This window comes from Rhizobium sp. SL42, assembly GCF_021729845.1.
Taxonomy (GTDB): Bacteria; Pseudomonadota; Alphaproteobacteria; order Rhizobiales; family Rhizobiaceae; genus Allorhizobium.
The window spans coordinates 3918163-3941074 of sequence record NZ_CP063397.1 but is presented as its reverse complement, the minus strand read 5'-3'; the positions used below and the strand labels follow the sequence as shown (position 1 = coordinate 3941074).

18 protein-coding genes are annotated in these 22912 nt (G+C 59.6%); 8 read left to right on the top strand and 10 right to left on the bottom strand.

Translation table 11 applies throughout. The features are described from left to right. Positions 1-51 precede the first annotated feature (51 nt). The 6 genes from IM739_RS18605 to IM739_RS18580 all read left to right on the top strand — a co-directional run bounded on the left by IM739_RS18605 (position 52) and on the right by IM739_RS18580 (position 9245). Positions 52-2592: a methyl-accepting chemotaxis protein gene (locus IM739_RS18605; RefSeq protein WP_237369143.1), complete on the top strand. Its 2541-nt coding sequence runs from the start codon at positions 52-54 to the stop codon at positions 2590-2592. 202 nt (positions 2593-2794) lie between these two features. Further along, positions 2795-4579 (top strand): sensor histidine kinase, encoded by a 1785-nt coding sequence (locus IM739_RS18600; protein WP_272911343.1) that lies wholly within the window; start codon positions 2795-2797, stop codon positions 4577-4579. Then, entirely contained in the window at positions 4576-5949 is a 1374-nt protein-coding gene (locus tag IM739_RS18595; RefSeq protein ID WP_237369142.1) for a sigma-54-dependent transcriptional regulator, read from the top strand. The genes IM739_RS18600 and IM739_RS18595 overlap by 4 nt, the downstream gene beginning before the upstream one ends. A gap of 231 nt (positions 5950-6180) precedes the next feature. After that, the gene (locus IM739_RS18590; protein WP_237369141.1) at positions 6181-7161 is read left to right on the top strand and encodes a tripartite tricarboxylate transporter substrate-binding protein; all 981 of its coding nucleotides are present in this window, start codon (positions 6181-6183) and stop codon (positions 7159-7161) included. A gap of 107 nt (positions 7162-7268) precedes the next feature. After that, the gene (locus tag IM739_RS18585) at positions 7269-7730 is read left to right on the top strand and encodes a tripartite tricarboxylate transporter TctB family protein (protein WP_237369140.1); all 462 of its coding nucleotides are present in this window, start codon (positions 7269-7271) and stop codon (positions 7728-7730) included. Positions 7731-7739: 9 nt separating this feature from the next. After that, on the top strand, positions 7740-9245 hold the full coding sequence (locus IM739_RS18580) for a tripartite tricarboxylate transporter permease (RefSeq protein ID WP_237369139.1): 1506 nt from the start codon (positions 7740-7742) through the stop codon (positions 9243-9245). Positions 9246-9303: 58 nt separating this feature from the next. Here the strand turns inward: IM739_RS18580 and IM739_RS18575 are convergent, their stop codons facing one another. The 9 genes from IM739_RS18575 to IM739_RS18535 form a co-directional block, all read right to left on the bottom strand. Beyond that, on the bottom strand, positions 9304-10386 hold the full coding sequence (locus IM739_RS18575; protein WP_237369138.1) for an ABC transporter substrate-binding protein: 1083 nt from the start codon (positions 10384-10386) through the stop codon (positions 9304-9306). Further along, complete coding sequence (locus tag IM739_RS18570) at positions 10386-11777, bottom strand: sensor histidine kinase (protein ID WP_237369137.1); 1392 nt, start codon at positions 11775-11777, stop codon at positions 10386-10388. The genes IM739_RS18575 and IM739_RS18570 overlap by 1 nt, the downstream gene beginning before the upstream one ends. After that, the gene (locus IM739_RS18565) at positions 11764-12441 is read right to left on the bottom strand and encodes a response regulator transcription factor (protein ID WP_237369136.1); all 678 of its coding nucleotides are present in this window, start codon (positions 12439-12441) and stop codon (positions 11764-11766) included. The genes IM739_RS18570 and IM739_RS18565 overlap by 14 nt, the downstream gene beginning before the upstream one ends. A 91-nt stretch (positions 12442-12532) precedes the next feature. Further along, positions 12533-12736 carry a hypothetical protein gene (locus tag IM739_RS18560; protein WP_237369135.1) on the bottom strand — a complete coding sequence of 68 codons (204 nt, stop codon included), beginning with the start codon at positions 12734-12736 and terminating at the stop codon, positions 12533-12535. Positions 12737-12882: 146 nt separating this feature from the next. Then, positions 12883-13440: a sugar transferase gene (locus IM739_RS18555; protein WP_237369134.1), complete on the bottom strand. Its 558-nt coding sequence runs from the start codon at positions 13438-13440 to the stop codon at positions 12883-12885. Between the two features lie 4 nt (positions 13441-13444). Next, complete coding sequence (locus tag IM739_RS18550) at positions 13445-14698, bottom strand: O-antigen ligase family protein (protein ID WP_237369133.1); 1254 nt, start codon at positions 14696-14698, stop codon at positions 13445-13447. Between the two features lie 74 nt (positions 14699-14772). Continuing rightward, positions 14773-15510 (bottom strand): glycosyltransferase family 25 protein, encoded by a 738-nt coding sequence (locus tag IM739_RS18545; protein ID WP_237369132.1) that lies wholly within the window; start codon positions 15508-15510, stop codon positions 14773-14775. Positions 15511-15979: 469 nt separating this feature from the next. After that, positions 15980-17950 carry a polysaccharide biosynthesis protein gene (locus IM739_RS18540; RefSeq protein WP_237369131.1) on the bottom strand — a complete coding sequence of 657 codons (1971 nt, stop codon included), beginning with the start codon at positions 17948-17950 and terminating at the stop codon, positions 15980-15982. A gap of 145 nt (positions 17951-18095) precedes the next feature. Continuing rightward, the gene (locus tag IM739_RS18535; protein ID WP_237369130.1) at positions 18096-18863 is read right to left on the bottom strand and encodes a DeoR/GlpR family DNA-binding transcription regulator; all 768 of its coding nucleotides are present in this window, start codon (positions 18861-18863) and stop codon (positions 18096-18098) included. 276 nt (positions 18864-19139) lie between these two features. On the opposite strand from IM739_RS18535, the gene IM739_RS18530 reads away from it, so the two are divergent. Then, the gene (locus IM739_RS18530) at positions 19140-20069 is read left to right on the top strand and encodes a choline/ethanolamine kinase family protein (protein WP_237371116.1); all 930 of its coding nucleotides are present in this window, start codon (positions 19140-19142) and stop codon (positions 20067-20069) included. Continuing rightward, positions 20066-22507, top strand: coding sequence for a GcvT family protein (locus IM739_RS18525; protein WP_237369129.1), 2442 nt, complete (start codon positions 20066-20068; stop codon positions 22505-22507). The genes IM739_RS18530 and IM739_RS18525 overlap by 4 nt, the downstream gene beginning before the upstream one ends. 66 nt (positions 22508-22573) lie before the next feature. Here the strand turns inward: IM739_RS18525 and IM739_RS18520 are convergent, their stop codons facing one another. Next, positions 22574-22873: a DUF982 domain-containing protein gene (locus IM739_RS18520; protein WP_237369128.1), complete on the bottom strand. Its 300-nt coding sequence runs from the start codon at positions 22871-22873 to the stop codon at positions 22574-22576. Positions 22874-22912 lie beyond the last annotated feature (39 nt).

Genomic DNA, 22912 nt, shown 5'->3' with positions numbered 1-22912 from the left:
CGGGCCCACTTTTGGTGCCGCGATTGAGACATTTGGAGGAGAGGGTAGTCCGTGTTTATTGATCGTATTTTGTCGCGGTTTAACATCCAGACCAAGGTGTTGATCTTCATTCTTCCCTTTGTCATCAGCATTTCAGCCGTCGGGTTTACCGGCCTTTATGCCTCCGGACTTCTCCAGGGCCGCATCGAAATCTCCAACAGCGTCCTGCAGTCGTTGAGCGGCTTCCGCGATGTGTCGGCCGCGATGAGCAGTTTCCTTGCCGAGACGACGGCCGCCGGACGCGAAGACGTGACCAGCCGGCTGAAGCAGCAGCAACAGGTCCTTCAGGACACACTTGCGCAGTTGCCGGCCAATGCCGATGGCCGGACCGAGCTTGAGCAGGCCGGCCAGCTGGTTGATCAGGTGGTCAAGCATATCGATGAACTCTGGCGTCTGCATGAAACCGAATCTGGGCTCGTCCAGTCGCTTCAGCAGGGTGTGGGCGTGGTTGTCGCCTCGCAGGCATTGGCGACCGATGCCATGGCCAAGGTGGAAAGCGCCGTCCAGGCCGACGATACCGCCGCCAAGTCCATGCTGCGCGATGCGGACCGCATTCGCAGCACCGGTACGTTCCTGACCGAAATGAACTCGGCCTACACCAAGGCCAAGTTGCCGGACGAAAAGTTTGCCGTCATCGCTTCGCGCCTCGACGAGATGAAGCAGCGCCACGGCGTCCTGATGACGGCCCTGCCTGAAGCCAACAAGTCGGCTGCCAAGACGATCGACAAGATCATGGGCGAGCTGACGGCCATCCTGGCGGCGAATGACAAGTCCGAAGCCGTCATCACCGACGTCACCGGCAAGCTGCGCAACTTCACCCAGCTGAACGCTTACCTCGGCCTCGCCGCACAGCAGAAGATGAAAGAAGCGACGATCAAGTTCGGCGAACTCGATGCGCCGCTGGCAAAGGCACAGGCGGTGTTGAGCGATGGCCGTGTGCTGGTCAGCTCCAGCTATCAGACGCAGATCATGATGGCGCGCTTCCTACTTGAGCCCACCGAAGAAAACCGTGCTCTTCTCGAGAGCCGGATCGCCGCAATGCGCGATGACCTTGCGACGCTGGAAAAATCCGCAGCCGACCTGCCGTTCATGGCGCAGCTCAAGGCGGACCTGTCGCCGGCCATCGAGGTCATGCAGACCGCCAGTGTCGAACTGGTCAAGATCAGCCAGGATCGCAAGGCGAGCTACGGCCAAGCCGGTGCCGATCTGAACACGATCTGGACGCAGCTGACATCGTTTGCCGAATTGCAGAAGGTCAGCGCCGGCGAAGAACGCCGCGATGCCAATTCGATTTCGATCGGTGCCACGGGCCTCGGCATCCTGATCTCCATCTTCGCCGGCATCGGTCTCGTCCTGACCTTCAAGGGGCCAATCGGCCAGATCACCGCCGCCATGCGGCGCCTCGCAGACGGCGTGCTCGATACCAAGATCAACGGCGAGGCTCGCGTCGATGAAATCGGCGAAATGGCGCGCGCGCTCGGCGTGTTCAAGCAGAATGCCCTTTCGAAGATCGAAATCGAAAGTCGCAGCGAAGCGGAGCGGGCGGAAGCTGAGGAAGATCGTCGCCGCAACGACCGCGAAAAGCAGGATGTCGACAGGCAGATCGACTTTGCAGTCAACGCACTTGCCGCCGGTCTAGGGCGAATGGCGCAAGGCGATATCTCGAAGACGATCGACACGCCGTTCCACGGCCGTCTCGAACAGTTGCGCACCGACTTCAACCAGTCGCTTGAGCGTCTGCAGGATACGGTCACGCGCATCCGGTCCAATACCTACATGATCCAGCGCAATGCTGCCGAGATGAGCAGTGCCGCTGACCAGTTGGCCAAGCGGACCGAACAGCAGGCCGCCTCGCTCGAGGAAACGGCAGCTGCGGTCGATGAGATCACCGTGACCGTCAAGTCGTCGGCCGAACAGGCCGAGGAGGCCAACAGCATCGTTGCCGACACCAAGGGTCGCGCGGACACCTCCTCGGTGGTCGTCGCCAGTGCGATCGACGCCATGGGCCGGATCGAGGATGCGTCTGGCCAGATCGTGCAGATCATCGACGTGATCGACGAAATTGCCTTCCAGACGAACCTTCTTGCGCTTAATGCCGGTATCGAAGCGGCACGCGCCGGGGAGGCCGGCAAGGGCTTTGCAGTCGTGGCGCAGGAAGTCCGCGAGCTAGCCCAGCGTTCGGCGGGGGCTGCCCAGCAGATCAAGGACCTGATCCACAAGTCGAGCACCGAAGTGTCCTCAGGCGCCAAACTGGTCCAGCAGACCGGGGCGGTGCTCGCAGAAATTTCGGCCAATATCATCACCGTCTCCGAGCGGGTCTCGATCATCGCCATGGCGAGCCGCGACCAGTCGAATGCTCTTGGCGAGGTCAATTCCTCGGTCAACGAGATGGATCAGATGACGCAGCGCAATGCGGCGATGGTGGAAGAGACCAATGCCGCAACACGGCAACTCGCCGATGAGGCGGATGCGCTGATGCAGCTTGTCGATCAGTTCAAGCTTGCGCCCGAAAGCCAGCGACGCGCTGCCGGCCCGCATTCCCGGGCAGCCTGAGCGGTTCCGGATGCTTCAAGATCAAGCCGCCAGCGACTGCTGGCGGCTTTTCTCGTTCGGCTGATGCGTCGTCGAGAGGCGGATGCGTGGTCGGCCCTTGGAAAGTTGCGCGGGGCTCGGTATCCTTGATCTCGGAGGAGGACCGAGTTTGACGACATCGAAGGCCGCAGGAAGGCCCGCAAGACCGTGGCAGCGCGTGGCGATGGCACGGCGCACGATTGGCATTCTGGTCGTCTTGCTGGTGATCGCCGCTGTCGGTGTCATGACTGCGGGTCAAAGGCTACTCACCCGCAGCGTGATGGACGAGGCCTCGTTGCAGGCCGAGAGCGCGCTGCGACTGGCCGTCGCTGCGCTCAGCGGTCACCTCAAGCGCTACGAGCCGTTGCCGGCGCTGATTGCAGACGATCCGGACATGAAGGAACTGGCGCGTCGACCCGATGATGCGGGCCCGCGCGCGCATGCCAATGCCTATCTGAAGGCGATCAACGGCCTGCTCAAGTCTTCCGACATCTACATCATGACCATGGACGGCGTGACCATTGCGGCCAGCAACTACGATGGCCCGGCCAGTTTCGTCGGCGAAAACTTCAGCTATCGTCCCTATTTTCAGGAGGCCGCGGCCGGGAAACAATCGCGCTTCTACGCGCTGGGCACGACATCGGCAAAGCGCGGCTATTATTTCGCCTCACCGATAAATGTGGATGGCGCCGTGCGTGGGGTCATCGTCTTCAAGGTCGATATCGACAGCATCGAAGCATCCTGGCGCGGCGGCGAATACAAGATCCTCGTCTCCGATCCGGAAGGCATCATTTTCATGACCGGGAGCCCGGGCTGGCTCTATTCGTCGGTATTGCCGCTCACGACCGAGCGACTGCAGCGCACGACCGCATCACGTCGCTACTCCGATGCCGTGCTCAAGGAGTTGCCGATCAAGCGCAGTCAGTTCGACAATCATGAGCTTGTCACGGTGCCGACGAACGGGGTTTTCCGTGAATACCTGGTCAAGTCGGACTACATGATCGATGCCGGCTGGAATGTCAGTGTTCTTCTGGACACCGGCTCGATCCGTGGACAGGCCCGCACCATGCAGATCGCCATCCTCCTGTCCTTGTGCCTGATGTTTCTGCTGCTTGCTGTCGTGATCCAACGCCGCGCCCGGCTGGAAGAGAGAATGCTGATGCAGGTCGAGGCTCAGACGGAACTGGAGCGGCGTGTCGACGAGCGCACCGCCGATCTGGCGCGGGTCAACTCTCAACTCCGCCAGACCCAGGCGGATCTGATCCAGGCCGGAAAACTCGCCGGTCTTGGCCAGATGTCGGCGGCTCTTTCGCACGAGTTCAACCAGCCGCTCGCCGCCGCCAAGACCTATGCGGACAGCGCGGCTATGCTGATCGATCGTCAGCGGGTGGGCGAGGCGCGCGAGAACCTGACGCGCATTTCCGGCCTGATCGACAGGATGGCTTCGATCAGCCGGCATCTGCGCAACTTTGCCCGCAAGCCGAACGAGAAGCTTGCGGCGGTGGCGCTAGAGGATGTGGTGCATGATACGCTGGAGATCATATCCGCACGCCTGTCCACAGCCGATGCCGAACTGATCATCGATATCGCCCCTGATCTGCCGCCGGTCCATGGCGGCTCGGTGCGCCTGCAGCAGGTGCTGGTGAACATCCTCTCCAACGCCTGCGATGCCGTGGAAGGTCTCGACAACCGCACAATCCATCTCAATGGGCGGCGGGAGGGTGATCGTGTGGTGATCGAGATCGGCGACCGGGGCCCGGGCGTGCCGCCGGCGATCACCGAGCGCATCTTCGATCCGTTCTTCACCACCAAGGGCGTCGGACGGGGGCTCGGCCTCGGCTTGTCGATCTCCTACAATATCATCAAGGATTTCGGCGGCAGCCTGACGGTCGGTCCGCGCGACGGCGGTGGTGCGCTGTTCAGGATCGAGCTTTGCGTTTCGGAAGCCGTCAGTGAGGCTGCAGAATGAGCGATGGTCTTGTGCTTCTGGTTGATGACGAGGAGGAATTGCGGTTCTCCACCGCGCAGGCGCTTGAGCTGCACGGATTGAAGGTGAAGGCCTTTTCCTCGGGCGAGGATGTTCTGGAGCGGGTTGGCTACGGCTTCGACGGGGTCGTGGTGACGGATATCCGCATGCCTGGAATCGATGGCATGACGTTGCTGCACCGGATCCGGGAACTCGATCATGAAATTCCGGTGATCCTCGTTACCGGCCATGGCGATGTGCAACTGGCCGTCAAGGCCATGCGCGAGGGTGCCTATGACTTCATCGAGAAGCCGTTTGCCAGCCAGGGTCTGGCGGGTGTCGTGCGGCATGCGCTGGATCGTCGGTCGCTGGTGCTGGAAAACCGGCGCCTGCGGGCCGTGGCCGGCAAGCGCGACGACATCGAGAGCCGGCTTCCGGGCCGGACACCGATCATGGTTGACCTGCGCTATCGGATCCGGGCGATCGGAGCGACGGAAGCCGATACGCTGATCATTGGTGAAACCGGCGTGGGCAAGGAAGTCGTGGCACGCAGCCTGCATGATATCAGTGCGCGCGCCAAGGGGCCGTTCCTGGCGATCAATTGCGCCTCGCTGCCGGAAACTTTGATCGAGAGCGAGCTTTTCGGCCATGAGGTCGGGGCGTTCCCGGGGGCGCTGAGGGCACGCTACGGCAAGTTCGAACACGGCCGCGGCGGGACGATCCTGCTCGATGAAATCGGCTCCATGCCGATCGATCTGCAGGCGAAATTCCTGCGGGTCCTGCAGGAGCGGACGATCACTCGGCTCGGATCGAACGAGACCGTACCACTGGACGTGCGCTTTCTGGCGACCAGCAAGGTGGATCTGGCCGAAGAAGTCGCAGCCGGACGGTTTCGCGCCGATCTCTTCTACCGGCTGAACGTGGTCACCATCCGCGTGCCCTCGCTCGTCCAGAGGCGGGCGGATATTCCCCTGCTGTTTCTCCAACTGGTGCGCGAGGCCTGCGCCCGCTATGGCCGCGACGACATGCAGGTCGCGCCCGAGATCATTTCAGAGATCGCCGAACGGGACTGGCCGGGCAATGTTCGCGAACTGCGCAACGCCGCCGACCGGCTGGTGCTTGGCCTTGAAACTGGGCTCGATTCCGCCGCAGCCGATGTGCGTGCGGGCCTGCGGCTGATCGACAAGGTCGGCGCCTATGAGAAGCAGGTCATTGCCGGCGCCATCGCGGCGCATGGCGGCAGTCTCCGGCCGGTCTATGAACAGCTCGGCATTTCGCGCAAGACGCTCTACGAGAAAATGCAAAAATACGGCCTCGACAAGAAACTGGCGCTTGGCGAGCGCGATTCCGACGCATTCGGCGCGGAGAATTGAGTATTCCTTACAATGGCTGACGGCGATTGCAGCAAGATGGGTGGAATTCCACCCGTCGCTTTTCTTGCATGGGAACGAATCCACCCATGATGCGGCGCAGCACGCGCCATAAGTCCATTCTGCGTATCTTCCGAGCATTGCGCGACGGGCAAATGCGGCAAAAAACTGATCCATCCGAGACCGGCCTGGGAGGAGCCAAGCCGGCGGGAGACGTCATATCGGGAGGATTCGATGACATTTCTGAAGTCGCTTTTCAGCGCAACCGCCATTGCCGCTACGCTTTTTTCCGCACAGGCATCCGCCCAAGGTTATCCGGAGCGTTCGATCACCATGGTCGTGCCCTTTGCCGCCGGTGGTCCGACGGATACCGTTGCCCGTCTCGTGGCGGAAGCCATGTCCAAGGATCTCGGCCAGCAGATCCTGGTCGAAAATGTTGGCGGAGCGGGTGGTACGCTGGGTGCCGGTCGCGTCGCTTCATCCGAGCCGGATGGCTATACACTGCTGCTGCATCATATCGGCATGGCGACCTCTGCCAGCCTTTATCGCAAGCTCGCCTATGATCCGCTCAATGCCTTCGACTATGTCGGCCTTGTCACCGATGTGCCGATGACGATCGTCGCGCGCAAGGATTTCGAGCCGGCCGATCTGAAAAGCCTGGTCGAGTATGTCAAGGCGAACAAGGATACGGTGACCGTCGCCAATGCCGGTATCGGGGCGGCGTCGCATCTTTGCGGCATGCTGCTGATGAGCCAGATCGAGACGCCGCTGGTGACCGTACCCTATAAGGGGACCGGTCCTGCCATGACCGATTTGCTCGGTGGCCAGGTCGATATCATGTGCGACCAGACCACCAACACGACGAAACAGATCCAGGGCGGAACGATCAAGGCCTATGCCGTGACGTCGCCCGCACGCCTCGACGTGTTGCCGGATGTGCCGACGGCTGTCGAAGGCGGACTGGCCGATTTTCAGGTTGGTATCTGGCACGGCGTCTACGTGCCGAAGGGTACGCCCGGCGAAGCCATCGACAAGCTCAACGCATCGCTGAAGAAGGCGTTGACCAACGAGAACGTGGTTGCCCGCTTTGCCGAACTGGGCACGGCTCCGTCGCCGGAAGCTGATGTGACGCCGGCTGCGCTGAAGGCCAAGCTGGAAAGTGAAATTGCCCGCTGGAAGCCTGTCATCGAAGCGGCTGGCCAGTATGCCGACTGATACCTGACAATCGAAGCGTGCGCGGATCCGGTCATCTGGCCGGATCCGCCAATCGTTTCGCCGGGCTGCCATACCCTGTCGCGAAACCATTCATTTCGGGGGACCCAATGAAATCTGTTCGTCTCGATCCAGCCAATACGCTTTGCGGTCTGCTCTTCATCGGGCTTGGTCTTTTCTTCGTCTATCAATCCTTCCAGCTTGAACTCGGCACGGCCTTCCGCATGGGGCCGGGCTATTTCCCGCTGGTGCTTGCCATCATCCTCGCCTTGCTCGGCATCGTGATCCTTGTCCAGGCGACCCGCGTCGCGGGTGAACCGATCGGGCCGATTGCCTGGCGCGGCATGCTGTTCATCCTACCGGCCCCTGTCGTCTTCGGGCTTCTGGTGCGCGGTGCGGGTTTCGTGCCGGCGCTGTTTGTCGCGGCTTTCATCGCAAGCTTCGCGTCCGAGCGACTGCGCGTGCCGGCGGCGCTGGCGCTGGCGACCGGTATCACCATCTTCTCCGTGCTCGTGTTCAGCTATGGCCTCGGCCTGCCGTTCGAGCGTTTCGGCCCCTGGCTCCGCTTCTGAGGTCCCGACATGGAATTCATCGACAATCTTGCGCTTGGCTTTTCGACGGCAGGTTCGATCGAAAATCTCTTCTTCTGCCTGATCGGGGTCATTCTCGGCACCTTGATCGGCGTGCTTCCGGGCATCGGCGCGACGGCCACCATCGCCATGCTGTTGCCGATCACCTTCCAGCTTGAACCGGTGTCATCGCTGATCATGCTGGCCGGCATCTATTATGGCGCGCAGTATGGCGGCTCGACGACGGCGATCCTGATCAACATGCCGGGAGAATCCTCCTCGGCCGTCACTGCGATTGACGGCTACCAGATGGCCCGAAAGGGGCGGGCGGGGGCGGCCCTTGCGATCGCGGCTATCGGCTCGTTTTTTGCTGGCACCGTCTCGACATTCCTGGTTGCGATCTTTGCGCCACCGCTGACGGCAATCGCGCTCCAGTTTGGCTCAGCCGAATATTTCTCGCTGATGATCGTCGGTCTCGTGTCGTCCATTGCCCTGGCACACGGTTCAATCATCAAGGCGCTTGCGATGGTGTCGCTCGGCCTGCTGCTCGGCCTGGTCGGCACCGACATCTATTCCGGCACGCCGCGCTTTACCTTGGGGATTACGGAATATGCCGATGGCCTGAATTTCGTCGCGGTCGCCGTTGGCGTCTTCGGGGTCGCGGAAATCCTGCGCAACCTGGAAAGCGACCGGAACCGTACAGTGCTTATCTCCAAGGTCAGCGGACTGATGCCGACACGGGATGATTTCCGTCGGATGTTATGGCCGGTTCTGCGCGGCACCGGCATCGGCTCGGCTCTTGGCATTCTGCCCGGTGGTGGCGCGATCCTGGCCTCCTTTGCCTCCTACACCGTCGAAAAGCGGATGTCGAAGACCCCGGAGGAATTCGGTCACGGAGCCATCGAGGGCGTTGCCGGTCCGGAATCGGCCAACAATGCCGGCGCGCAGACCTCCTTCATTCCATTGCTGACACTCGGCATCCCGGCCAATCCAGTCATGGCGCTTATGGTTGGCGCGATGATCATCCAGGGCATCGTTCCGGGACCCAATGTCGCTGTCGAACAGCCGGCGCTGTTCTGGGGCATCATTGCGTCGATGTGGATCGGCAACCTGATGCTGCTGGTGCTGAACCTGCCGTTGATCGGCCTCTGGGTGAAGCTGCTGACGATCCCTTACTACGTGCTGTTCCCGATCATCATGGCTTTCTGCTCGATCGGCGTCTACAGCGTCAATGCCAATATCTACGACCTCTATGCCGTCGCCTTCTTCGGCTTCATCGGCTACCTGCTGGTCAAGTTGCGCTGCGAGCCGGCACCGCTCCTGCTCGGCTTCGTACTCGGGCCCTTGCTGGAGGAAAACCTTCGCCGTGCAATGATCCTTTCGCGAGGCGATCCGTCGACCTTCGTGACCCGACCGATCAGTGCGACGCTGCTCCTGATCGCGCTCGCCGTCTTGATCATCGTCTTCCTGCCAAGCGTGAAGAAGAAGCGCGAGGAGGTTTTCCAGGAAGAGGATTGATCGAAATCCTCGCTCATCCTTCATGCAGGGCCCGGCACACGTGTCGGGCCTTGTCGATTCAAGGATCGGGTGCGGTGAAGAGCGCGGTCCAGTTGCGGATGAAGCGTTCGCGCGTGGCACGATCCTGCGCTGCAAGCAGTGCTGGTCCGATACGGATCGGTCGACCAATGCCGGACTCGATCAATGAAGCCGGGCCTTCAACTCCGTCGGGCAGGGGGTCGTCCTCGGAGAGGAAGAATGCCTTTTCGCGCGCGACCGTCTTGCCACGGGACGAGAATAGGTAATCTATAAAGCGGCGGGCAAGATCGGTTTGCTGCGATTTTACCGGGATCAGGGCTGCGCGTGGCAGGATGAGCGCATAGTCGCGCGGTATGACGACCCGCAGGTCGGGGTTCTTGAGGAAAGCCGCATAGGCATAGGAGCCCAGGATATTGTAGGCGATGCGCAAGCGCCCGCTGGCAATCTGGTCCAGTACCTCGTTGTTGCAACATCCGGTCACGACTTCCGCACGGCTGAAGCTTTCCAGCAGTCGGCCGTAGATCGTCGGCGCCTGGAGTGCATCGTGAAAGGCCAGCAGGTATCCGACGCCGGAGAGCTGGATATTGTAGGTTCCTATCCTGTCGCGGTATTCCTCCGGCTTGCGGCGCAGGAGATCGGCAATGTCCGCATGGCTGCGCGGTACATCCGCTTGAGGAACACGCGACGCATCGTAGACGATGACGGCGGGCTCGAAGACAAAGCCGAAGACCTCGTTTCGCCAATTCGCCCAGCTGGCGAGCGCATCGGTCTCTGAGGAGCTGTGGGGTATGGCACAGCCGTCATTGGCCAGCTTGACCAATTGGTCGGCCGAGGATGAAATCAGCAGGTCACCGTAATTTTGCCCTGTGCTGCAAGCCCGCTCGGCCTCACGGAAAAGGTCATTGGAAACGTAGTCATTGAATTCAACGGTGACGTCCGGCGCCAGTTGCTGAAAATCCAGTATCAGCGGTTTGATCGCATCGGCATCCGTAACGCCGTTGATGACCAGCCGGGATTTCTCAGCGCTTGGTGACTGGAACACCGTCTTCTCTCCCTCGATCGCCGAAGCATGAACAGGCGAAAGCAGGACAAGGGCGGCAAAAAGCAGGGGTTTCTTCAGCATCAGCTTGTCATCTCGGCGTGAAGCGGCAGTTCAAGCACAATGGTAAAGCCTTTTTCAGGCGTCTTTTCACGGAAGGAAAGGCCGCCTCTCAGCGCGATTGCGACTTCGGAGGCGATGGCGAAACCAAGGCCGGAACTGCCGCTGCCTGATTTCGACGACACGAAGCGCTTGGTCACTTGGCTCCAATCGGCCGGTGGTATTCCGGGGCCGTCATCTTCAACTTCGACGAGGGCGAAATTGCCGCGTCTGAGGACGCGCACGTCCAGCTTGAACCGGGTGCCGTGGCGCAGGGAATTGTCGATGATATTGACGATGGCCTCGCGCAGGCTGAGGCCGTCCCCCAGCACGATCAATGTTTCGTCCGGGCCTTCGAACGACACGACCGTGTCCGGATCGATGGTGATGGGTACGGCGGCCCGGAAGGCCTTTCGCGCGATCTCGGTCACATCGAGCGGGCCCAGTTGGGCGCTGTCGAAGCGGTGAATGACCATGGCATGGTTGAGCAACTGGCCCGTGAAGTGGGCGAGTTCGCCGGCGCGGTCCTTGACGCGTTCCAGATGCCGCCGATCACTGTCGGAGAGCGCATCTTCGTGGATCAGGCTGACCTGGGCCGACAATGCCGTGAGCGGGGTCCTTATCTGATGGGCGCTGTCGGCAATGAAACGCTGCAGCAGGCGGACGCGCTCATCAAGCCGTCGCATGAAATGATTGATGGAGTCGACGAAGGGAGAGAGTTCACCCGGCACGGCGACCGAGAGCGGTGTAAGATCCTGGGGATCACGGCGCAACAGCATGTCCCCGAGCTGATTGACGGGGCGCAAGGAATAACGGATGGCAAGCGCCGTGCCGGCAAGCGCCACCGCACTCATGATCAGGACGATGACGAGCGCGCGGGTGGTGAGCTCGGTGACGAATTCCTTTCGCGCTTCTGTCGTTTGCCCGACGAGCACGTAAGCCCATCCACCGGTCGCTGCCTCGCTGATGGCGCGGCCGACGATGCCGATGCGCAATGGCACGTTGCGGTAGTCCTCGGAGAGAAAGACCGGGCCGGAGCGGGCGGGTGTGAGGTCGGCGGACACCGCCAGATCGTCATAGCCGGTCAGCGTCAAGCCATCGGGCGAGACGACGCGGTAGAATATGCGATCGCGCGGCGCCTGGCCGAGGAGCTCGAAGGCGGCCGGGGGCAGGTTTATGCCGATGCGCCCGTCCTCCACGGACAGTCCGTCAAGGATCTGGATCGCTGCCCCTTGCAGCAACCGGTCGTAGGCTTCGTCGGCTGCTGCCTTGGCATAAAACCATGCGGCCGTGATCAGGACGGCGGCGCCGACGGACAGAACCAGCGCGACGCGGACGACCAGCCGGTAAAACAGCGAGCGTCTATTCTTCGTCATCAGACACCAGCTGATAACCCAGTCCGCGCACCGTCACGATCCTCGCCCTGGCGCCCTCCAGCTTCTTGCGCAATCGGCCGACATAAAGCTCGATCGCGTTTGGCCCGGCCGGTTCGTCGAATCCAAAGATCTGGTCGAGCAGTTGATCCTTGCTGAACACGCGGCCGGGACGCGAGGCGAGGATTTCAAGAAGCGTCATTTCCCGGCGCTTGAGCTGTACTTCGCGTTTGCCGACATGCACCGAACGATTGGTGCGATCGAGCATGACGTCGCCGCAGGCGATGACGTTGGTCGCCTCGCCGCCGGAGCGTCGGCGCAACAATACGCGCGCTCTCGCCTCAAGTTCTCTAAAATCGAAAGGCTTGACCAGGTAGTCGTCCGCTCCCAGGTCGAGGGCACTGACCCGGTCGTCGATTTCCGAACGGGCCGTCAGGACCATTACCGGGACGGCGTTGCGGTTCTGGCGCAGCCGCTTGAGGATTTCGAAGCCGTCAAGGCCGGGCAGCATGACGTCGAGAATGACCAGGTCGTAGTCGGTGAAATCGAGGATCTCCGAGGCTGCGCGGCCATCCGTTTCCCAGTCGACCGTATGGCCGGTTGTCTCGAACCGGCGACTGATCGCTTCCCCCACGTCGTGTGTGTCTTCCACCAGCAATATTCGCATGGCGCAAAACCTGTCACGGATCGACAGGTCGATCAAGGTGGAGCAGGGGCCTTGCCGTCGATCAGGAAACGGCGCCGGCTTTCGGGTGGTGTTATTCGACGATGGGTTTCGCCGGAGGAGCGGACATCGCCTCGATCAGTGAATTCATGATGGCTGTGCGCAGGGCGTATGTGTTGGCCGTCGTTTTCTTGTGATCCAGCCGCTGGGCCGCAACCACAAGATTGGCGCCATGATGCATGATAATCTGCTGAGCCCGGACCATGGCCCAGGTCTCCAAGTCTGCTTGCTGTTCCATGTCCGCCACCTCAGCTAAATCATTTAGCCTGCGAGACTTTCTCGAATCAGTCTCTATTGGACAGAGTATTCGATTATGCGCATCTGATAAATCGGCGGCCAAAAAAGGTCAGCCTGGAACAGCGCCGGTTCCGATTTCTCCCGCTGTCAACGGCTCGCCGGGTCGCCTCGTCCGCCACCCAGCACAGTCTGGAACAGCAGCTTGATGTCGCCGGCCAAGGTCTGGTTATCCACGTAGCTCCGGTCTGCCGCCGCAAGGCGCTCCGGTTCCGACATGTCAATACCGGCAACCTGGGCTGGACCCGTTATGCCCGGGCGCACCGAAAAGACGTTCTGGGCGCGGCGCGCGACAATCACATCTGCCTGATTTGGCAGGCACGGCCTTGGGCCGACAAGGCTCATCTCACCCTTCAGCACATTGATTAGCTGCGGGAGCTCGTCGAGCTTGTAGGCGCGCAGCCAGCGGCCGGTGGGGGTGATCCAACTTGTGGATGCGGCATGCGAGGCCACGTCGGGCGTGCCGGTCGCCATGGTGCGAAACTTCAAGCAAGTGAAGGACGCTTCGTTGCGTCCCACTCTCGTTTGCACGAAGAGCGCCGGGCCGGGCGATGTCTGCCGGATGATGACGGCAAGCACCGCCATGATCGGACTTGCGATGATCAATCCGAGCAGTGCGGCGGTGATGTCGAATGAACGCTTCAGCATGGGCTCACGCAGGGATTGTCGGCGCAGATGATCTGGCATCGGCGCGGAGCATGATGGAAATGGCAAAGACCGCAGCGCCGGCGAGCAGGAAGAAACTCTCTCCGATCGCCAGGCGGTTGTTCGAATTGGAGGCCATGGTGATGAAGAAAAACAGGCTCATGCTGAACAGATACAGCATCAGACTGGACGGGATGATGCCGCGTTTCCATGCCAGCCTGATGCGGTAGAAGGCCGTTGCGGAAAAGATCAGCAGCATCGCCATTCCGAGCAGGCCGTGGCGCACCAGGATTTCGAGATAGCCATTGTGGATCAGGGTAAACCTGACGTTAGCATATTTCGCGTGCTGCCAGTGCTCCAGCCAAAGGTTGCCCGACCCTACGAGGGGTGATTCAAGGAATATGTCTATGGCATTTGTCCAGAGCATCAATCGCTCTCGCATAGATTTCGGTGTTTCAGGCATCCCCACGGAATTTTCCATGGCCTTTTCGATTTCTTCCTGGCTCACGGCTTGCTCTGAAAGGCGCAGGGCTGCCGAAACAGTTGGACCGGCATAGTGCTTTATGTTGTCGTAGGTGGCCCCGGCTGCAAGCATGCAGAGCAGCAAAGCCAACGCACCGGGAACGAGCATTCGCCGGCGACCATAGTGGACGACAGCCGTAACACTCATGAAGCCGAACACAAGTGAAAAGGCGAGCCAGACGCCTTTCGACTTGGCGGCAAATATGCCGACTAGACAGAGCATTGCGGTTGTTATTGCGATGGCCGCCAGAGCTTTTCCGCGGACTGTTTTCAGAGCGTTTGTGTCAGCAGCGTAAGCCAGCCAGTAAACGCTGGAAATGAACAGCAATCCGCAGCCTACCGCAGCATGGATAGAATTGTGGTGATAAAGCGGGCTGAAACGACCGCCTTGGATGAGTGCCGGAAAATCCAGCGTGAGAAGTAGGCCAATGAAACCTGCAACGATCACAAACGTCACCGCGGCGAAGAGGCGGTCACGCGTGACGTAGAGGCAGGCGCCAAGCGATGGTATTAGCAGTGGAAAGACGTAGAGCCATTCTGATGCCCCTCTCTCTCCATGGACGACGATGCCCCAAGTAAAGCGGAATAAGGCATAGAACGCCCACGCGAAGCACATTTTGGCCAGCCAATCGTCTTTGATGAGCTTCAGGGCGTCGTAATGAAATGCGCAACAGAAGATAAGTAGAGCGATTGCCGCATAGCGGTATATATCGCTTTCCACCAACATTGCAGATGCCATAGATGCCCATCCTATGGAAACTAGGATGGGCCAATAAGGCATTTGTAGAAGGCTTTGTTTTCTTGAGTTATTTTTCAGGACAAGCAATATCGTATCCTGCGAATGTAGTCCAAGGCACGCAGGAGGTGAGTAATCGCGCGGCGAGGCCCGCGGAACTTACCTTTTCGATAGTCGTCGCGCGTTGCGATTTCGGTCGTTTTACTCGCTGAGCTTAGATTTAGAACGTTCAGTCGCACAGTAAAAACACCAAGTTCGGTGTGCCAGCCACGCTCAAGGGCAACATCGACGGGATAACGCATGACTTTCATATGTTTCAGAATTTTCTCAGCCCCGGAGCGGGTAATGAGATAACATGCAGCCGATCCCTGTGGGCCGTGGATACTGCGCCCAACCTCGTCTCCCAGTCGACTGGTCGCCCTTTTTCGGAACCATTTAGTCCGATGATTGAGGAGTTTGACCAGCTCGGCCTCAGGAACGGCTTCAAGGATCGCGGTGGCCCTCTCGACAAGGCCGGCTGCCAGTTCGACGTCATCTTCCAGAATGATCGCTGCTTCATGTTCGCTGGCTTGGAACTTCGAGACTGCAAGGAGGTGGCTACGATAGCAGCCGTATTCACCAGGCAAAACGGCTCGACCGTTCTCGCGTAGAAAACTTGTCAAGTCGAGATCATTGCGCTCTTCTGTTGCAAGGGCCGCGCCATCGACGCCTTCAACGCGCTCAAGCAAGATGCCAAGTTTGTCAGCCTTCTGGCTCAAGCCATCCCAACGTGCACGCGATCGCGCGAGATTTATGACATAGATGCCGATCTTCATATTTTCGCTCAGTTTCTGCCTGGCCCTCCGGCCGGGGCAGCATTTCATAGTTTCAGCTGGATATTTTAGCAATCTATTGCCGTTTTATTGCTCAGCCAACGGTGTTGCAATGTTGGGTGGACACATTCATCCGCCAATCCCCAAGGCTATGCTCGGACGTCTAGGAACGTGCGCCGTTTTGCTGTTTGCGGTGTTCGCCACAACCGCTTCAACTGAGCGCGCTGGAACTCGCATCTCCTAGCGCGGCGTTGTTGCACAATACCGAGCGAGCACGCGCGATCCTGTCCTCGAATACGCTGCACATCTATGCCCCTGTTTTACGATTTCTATCCGTCCTCACTCTGTTTCCGCTTGCAGGCCGAGCAAAAACCGTCCGTCGTGCGATGGTCAGTTCCATCATTGACGATGTGCGCTATGCAGGATGAGATGTTATGCGTGCGGAAGCTGTGGTTTCTCATGGTGCAAGTTATCATACTCGCCCGTAGCTCGTACTGTCTGGATTGGGCAGTTCTGCCGAATCCTCAGTCTGCTCGGCGTTACGCAGTACAACAAGGTCAACCACTTCAGCACTGGGCCGATAGCCCGTGACCAGTGATGACAGTATCTCCCTGCTCCCCGCCGCGTCGCCAGCATCCATCGTCTGTTCCAATTGCCGCAGTTTTTCTTCAAGCTTTTTCCATGGAAGAAACTCGTCGCGCGCTTTCATGATCAGCGGATGTGGCGTTGGCCCGGGATTGTCGCCTATCAGTAGCTCTTCATAAAGCTTCTCGGCCGGGCGAAGACCCGTCATGACAAACGCGATGTCGCCATCCGGGTGCTTGTCGTCCTTGACCGTCAGGCCTGAAAGCTCGACCATCCGGCGTGCAAGGTCGATGATCTTGACTGGTTCACCCATGTTGAGAACGAACACATCTCCGCCCTCAGCCATTGCACCAGCTTGAATCACCAGTTGCGAGGCCTCCGGAATGGTCATGAAGAATCGCGTAATCTCTCGATGGGTCAAGGTAATGGGCCCGCCGCTCCGAATCTGCTGGCGAAAAAGCGGGACCACGGATCCGGACGAGCCCAGCACGTTGCCGAAACGAACCATGCAAAACGTCGTGGTCCGGCAATTTTGTGCGAGTGCCTGAAGCAACATTTCAGCGATCCGCTTGCTCGCTCCCATGATGTTGGTCGGGCGGACCGCCTTGTCGGTGCTGATCAGTACGAATTGCGGCACTTCCATTTCAATGGCAACTTTAGCCATGACTTCGGTGCCGAAGACATTGTTCTTGATGCCTTCGATCGGATTGTGTTCGACCAGCGGCACGTGCTTGTAGGCGGCGGCGTGGTAGATTGTGTCAACAGGCCAAGATCGAAGAATCTCCCGCATGCGACGGCGATCACGCACGGAACCTAGCAAAGGCAGTATTGCTGCTGCCTTTTCGCCATAATCGCGCGTCAGTTCGGCGTGGATCGAATAGAGGGCGTATTCGTTTTGCTCAACGAGGAGCAGTCGATTGGCCCCCACTGCCATGATCTGTCTGCAGAGTTCACTGCCGATCGAGCCACCCGCCCCGGTTACCATTACCGTCTTATTTGCAATGTTGCGTGTTAGGAGTTGCGGATTTGGTGCGACTGCATCACGTCCCAAAAGATCCTTGATGTCGAGTTCGTGAAAATCAGAAAAATTGACGCGGCCTTGAGCGATTTCGCTAACATTCGGTACCAGCCTTACGGCAACATGAGCGCCTCGCAGACTTTCTATGATCGCGTTGCGTCTGGCAGAAGATATGTTGGGGATCGCCAAAAGGACCGTGCGGACGTCAAGCTTTTCTACAAGCGCGTTCAATTCCTTCGGATCGTAGACCCGCACGCTGCCGATCATCGAGCCATGAAGACTCTTGTCATCGTCCAGAAAGCCCTTAACCTTCAGATCAGCACCGTTTTCAAGCGCGCTTGCCAACTGACGTCCCATCGTGCCCGCTCCGTAAATCAGAACATGCGACTGACTCTCACTTCGCAATATTCGGCGGTATGATTCCCCGAGCATGGAACGGGTAAAGAGACGCGAAAGTCCAACCGCAATCAGAAGTAGTAGTGGCTGAAGTATGCCGACGGTGCGTGGAACGCCGGAAACGCTGATCAACGTGAAAATTGTCATGTAGATCAGGCCGTATAGCGATATCGCCTTCAATATCGAGAGAAACGCAGCCCATCCGATGTAGCGGAAAATCGCACGGTACAGCCCAAGCTTTATAAATATCGGGATGGCGATGGCGATCGAGATGGGAATGGTCAGCCATTGCACGCCCGACAGGATGACCCATTGATCCAGTCGAAAACAGAAAGCAAACCATACAGTTAACGAGCACAAGACCATATCGACGACGAGCGCAACGCAACGCTTGAGCCAGCGCGGCAAACGCAAGATCTGAATTATGAAATCGTCCGGCATCATTCCCAATACCAACTGCCTTGCGCGCGACATGCCGCGAAGGCAACTCTTGTAGAGATCTTATGATATCCCTGCCATCAGAGCCACAGCAAAGCAACGTTTGGTTGGGCTTTTCCCAGATATCGTTGTTCGATATCGTTGTCGCTGCTCAGGTCGGCCGGGCGATCGTGCAGGTTACGCCGGCTGTTTCCAGTGCGGCGCGGACGTCTTGGGGCGGTGTGCCGTCGGTGACGAGATCCGTCAGGTCGCTGAAATCGCAAACCTTGACCAGGCCGCTGCGATTGAACTTGCTTTGATCGGTAACCGCGATCCGCCTATCGCCGCGGGTCAGCAACGTGCGGGCGAATTCGGCTTCCTCGAAATCGAAGTCCAGTATGCCCGAACCGGCGCTCACCGCGCCCACCGAGATGACGGCATGCAGGACGTGGAAACGGCTGATGAAGTCGATCGCTGTCGAGCCGAACGCGGCGCCATTGTCCGAGCGTAGCTCGCCGCCGGCCATATAGACCCGGTTTTCGTTGCTGGTCGCCAATGTCCGGGCGATGTCGGACGAGTTGGTGATCACCGTCAGGCGACGGTGGCCGAGCAGTTCGCGCGCCAGAATGCTCGTTGTCGTTCCCGTGTCGAGCATGATGGAATCGCCGTCGCGGATGGTTGCAGCCAGAGTGCGTGCAATTGCCTTCTTGGCTTGCGCATTTTCGCGCAGTCGCCTTTCAAACGGCGCCTCGCCGACGATCGAGGGAAGCGCTACGGCACCGTGCATGCGCACGATCGTGTGGCGGTCGGCAAGCGGCTTGAGGTCGCGCCGGATAGTCTCAAGCGAGACTCCGAGGCGTCCGGCAAGGTCGGCGATCGACAATGTGCCGTCTTGCTGGAGCAGTTTCAGAATGTCCCGGTGTCGTTTCGACTCAACCATGTCTGATATCTCTGGGTCTGGTGTCTCTGGCTTCGTCCTCGCTCAGCGATGCAGTCGCGCGGCAGAAATGTAAAGTCACTAAATCGGGCATATTACCACAAAATACCACAATTTCCGATTGACAGCGTGTGTCTGCTGGATGAAGCTCCATCATCTTCGGGTTACCCAACGAAAAAAACGGGGACGGGACCTGGAGGCAGGACTGTATCTGTTGGACTGCATTTGTTGAACCGCTGGGAGGTCATGCGTGCTTTATGCGAACAAGGCGTCGCGCCGATGAGCGTGACGGACGTTGCGACCGGCGAGGTTGGTAAGGCCAGTGCAAACAGGGATCGCATCCGGCACTTGCCCTGCTGGAAAGGCCCGATCGAAATCGCCCTCCTCAAGGGCGGCATCAGCAATGAGAGTTACGTTGTCACCGATGCGGTCGACCGCCATGTCGTGCGTTTCGGTCAGGATTATCCGTTTCATCATGTATCCCGGAAGCGCGAATTGATGGTGGCGCAAAGTGCGCATGCGGCGGGTTTTGGGCCGGAAGTCCGGTATGCCGAACCCGGCGTGATGGTGACGGCGTTTCTGGGTGCCAAGACCTATGGTGCCGAAGATGTTGTCGCCAATGCGGAGGCTGTTGCCCGGCTGTTAAAACGTTTTCATGAAACAATGGCCCGCTATGTCAGCGGCAGTGCCTATCTGTTCTGGCCTTTTCACGTTGTGCGGGACTATGCGCGGACGCTCGCCGCCGGCGGAAGCCGGATGGTCCTGCAGCTGCCCGGCTACCTTGATCTGGCCGAAACGCTGGAGCAGGCGCAGGTGCCGCTGCCGATCGTCTTTGGCCACAATGACCTGCTGCCAGCCAATATACTCGATGATGGCGAAAGGCTCTGGCTGATCGATTTCGAGTATGCCGGCTATTCCACCGCAATGTTCGATCTGGCGGGCGCAACGTCGAATTCCGGCTTTTCCGACGATGCCAGCCTTGAATTTCTTGCCCACTACCTTGGCCGGACGCCCGACCCGGATTTCCTCAAGGCGTTTGCCGCCATGCAATGTGCGTCCCTGCTGCGTGAAGCCATGTGGAGCATGGTTTCCGAGCTTCATCTGAATGCACCCGGTGCCGACTACGTCACCTACACCGCTGAAAATCTCCTTCGCCTTCAGGTGGCTCTCGACCGCTATCGTTCTCTCTATGGAAAGACATCCGCATGACCACGCTTCCCTCCCATGCCCAGATCGTCGTCATCGGCGGCGGCATCATCGGCTGCTCGACCGCCTATCACCTGGCGCGAGATCACAAGGCGGACGTCGTTCTTCTGGAACAGGGCACGCTGACGTCCGGTTCGACCTGGCATGCAGCGGGCCTGGTCGGTCAGTTGCGCTCGTCGGCCTCGATCACGCGGGTGCTGAAATATTCCGTCGACCTCTACAAGGGGCTGGAGGCGGAGACGGGACTTGCCACCGGTTGGAAGATGACCGGTTGCCTGCGTCTGGCAACCAATCAGGACCGCTGGAAGGAATTCCGCCGGCTTGCCACGACCGCCGGCAGTTTCGGCATGGACATGCACCTGATCTCGCCGGAAGAGGTCAAGCAGATGTGGCCGCTGTTGAATGTCGACGATCTCGTCGGCGCAAGCTGGCTGCCGACCGACGGGCAGGCGAGCCCGTCCGATATCACGCAGTCGCTCGCCAAGGGCGCACGCATGCATGGCGCGAAGATCGTCGAGAATGTCCGGGTCACCGGTTTCGAAATGCATGATGGCCGCATTCTCAAGGTCAAGACGACGCTTGGCGACATCGCCTGTGAAAAGGTGGTCAATTGCGCGGGCCAATGGGCTCGCCAGGTCGGGGCGATGGCGGGCATCAATGTGCCGCTGCAACCGGTCAAGCATCAATATATCATCACCGAGAAGCTGGATGGCCTGTCGACGGATGCGCCGACGATCCGCGATCCGGATCGGCTGACCTATTTCAAGGAGGAGGTTGGCGGCCTCGTGATGGGCGGTTACGAGCCGAACCCGCAGCCCTGGACGACGGGCGACGTGCCGGACGAATGGGCGTTCCGGCTGTTCGACGATGACTTCGATCATTTCGAGCAGCATATGGTGCAGGCGATCGAGCGTATCCCGGCGCTGGAAAAGGCTGGGGTCAAGCAGATGATCAACGGGCCTGAGAGCTTTACACCCGATGGCAATTTCATTCTCGGCGTGGCGCCCGAGTGCAAGAACATGTTCGTCGGCGCCGGGTTCAACGCCTTCGGTATCGCATCCGGCGGCGGCGCGGGTTGGGTGCTGGCGCAGTGGGTGGTCGATGGCGAGGCGCCGCTTGATCTCTGGGTGGTCGATATCCGTCGCTTCGCCGGCATGCACCGGGATCGCCAATGGGTGCTCGACCGCACGCTCGAAGCCTATGGCAAGCACTACACGATCGGGTTCCCGCATGAAGAATACCAGAGTGGTCGGCCGCGGCTGGTCTCGCCGCTCTATGATCGGCTGAAAGGACACGGTGCCGTGTTTGGCTCGAAGCTCGGCTGGGAGCGACCGAACTGGTTTGCGCCTGCCGGCACCGAAGGCCGGGATGTCTATTCCATGGGGCGGCAGAACTGGTTCGATGCTGTCGGCCAGGAGCATCACCACGTGCGCGAGGCGGTCGGCATATTCGATCAGTCCTCGTTTGCCAAATACGAGATGAGCGGTCCGGACGCGGCCACGGTTCTTGATCTTATCTGCGCCAATGACGTGACGAAGCCGGTCGGGCGGTTGAGCTATACGCAATTGCTCAACACGCGCGGTGGCATCGAAGCGGATCTGACGGTGGCCCGGATTGCGGAGGACAAATTTTACATCGTGACCGGTACCGGTTTTCGCACGCATGACTTCGGCTGGATCGCCGATCATATCCCGTCCGATGCCAAGGTCAGCTTCACCGATGTCACCGAGGAATGGGGGACGTTGTCGCTGATGGGGCCGCGGGCGCGTAATGTGCTTTCACAGGTGACAAAGGCGGATGTGTCGAATGGTGCATTTCCATTCGCGCAGGTGCGAGACATAGAAATCGCCGGCAGTCCTGTCCGGGCATTGCGTATCACTTATGTCGGCGAACTCGGTTGGGAGTTGCATGTGCCTATCGCCGCGATCGGAGAGGTTTTCGACGTGTTGATGGCAGCCGGTGCTGCGCATGGAATAAAGCCGATCGGCTACCGGGCGCTGGAATCCCTGCGGCTGGAGAAAGGCTATCGTGCCTGGGGATCGGATATCACGCCGAACGATACACCGCTGGAAGCGGGCCTTGGCTTTGCGGTCAAGATGAAGAGCGATGCCAATTTCATCGGGCGTTCGGCATTGGCTGCAGTCGCCGGCCAACCGTTGAAAAAGCGAATGGTTGGATTTACCGCCGGAGCGGATGTGGTCCTGCTCGGACGCGAGACGATCCTGCGCAATGGGGAGCCGGTCGGCTATCTGACCAGCGGCGGCTACGGATATACGCTCGGCAAGGCAATTGGTTATGGCTACGTCCGCCATGCCGATGGGGTCTCGGATGACTACCTGACAGAAGCGACGTATGAACTTGTGGTCGCGATGGACAGGGTGCCGGCGCAGGTTCACCTCGGCCCGATGTTCGATCCATCTATGGCCCGGATCAAGGCTTGATTGGTGCTGGACACGGAGCCGGAGATCAGAAGCCGCGTTGGCGGCGTGACCTCCGGCACTTTGACCTCAAGCCACGGCCTTCCGGTTTGGCCGAAAGCTGATCAGGCGTGACGGGTCGGTGCATTGGGGCATGCCCGTCTCGTCGGCGGCTGCGATAAAGGCTGCGCGTGCCAGTTCACTGGCGCGTGGGCTGCGCAGCGCGTTTCGGCAGAGAAGAACGGCACGTTGATAGGCGATGCCCCTTCGCGTCGGCCATTCCGCCTCGAGAAAATCGAGCGCGTCATAGACATTGCAAAATCGTCTTGTCAGGCCGCAGTGCAGATCCAGTTCGACGGGAATAGTCCATGCGATATTCGCTTCGGTCATGCAGTCCTCCATTTCGATCCCACGAACTCGCGAGATGGC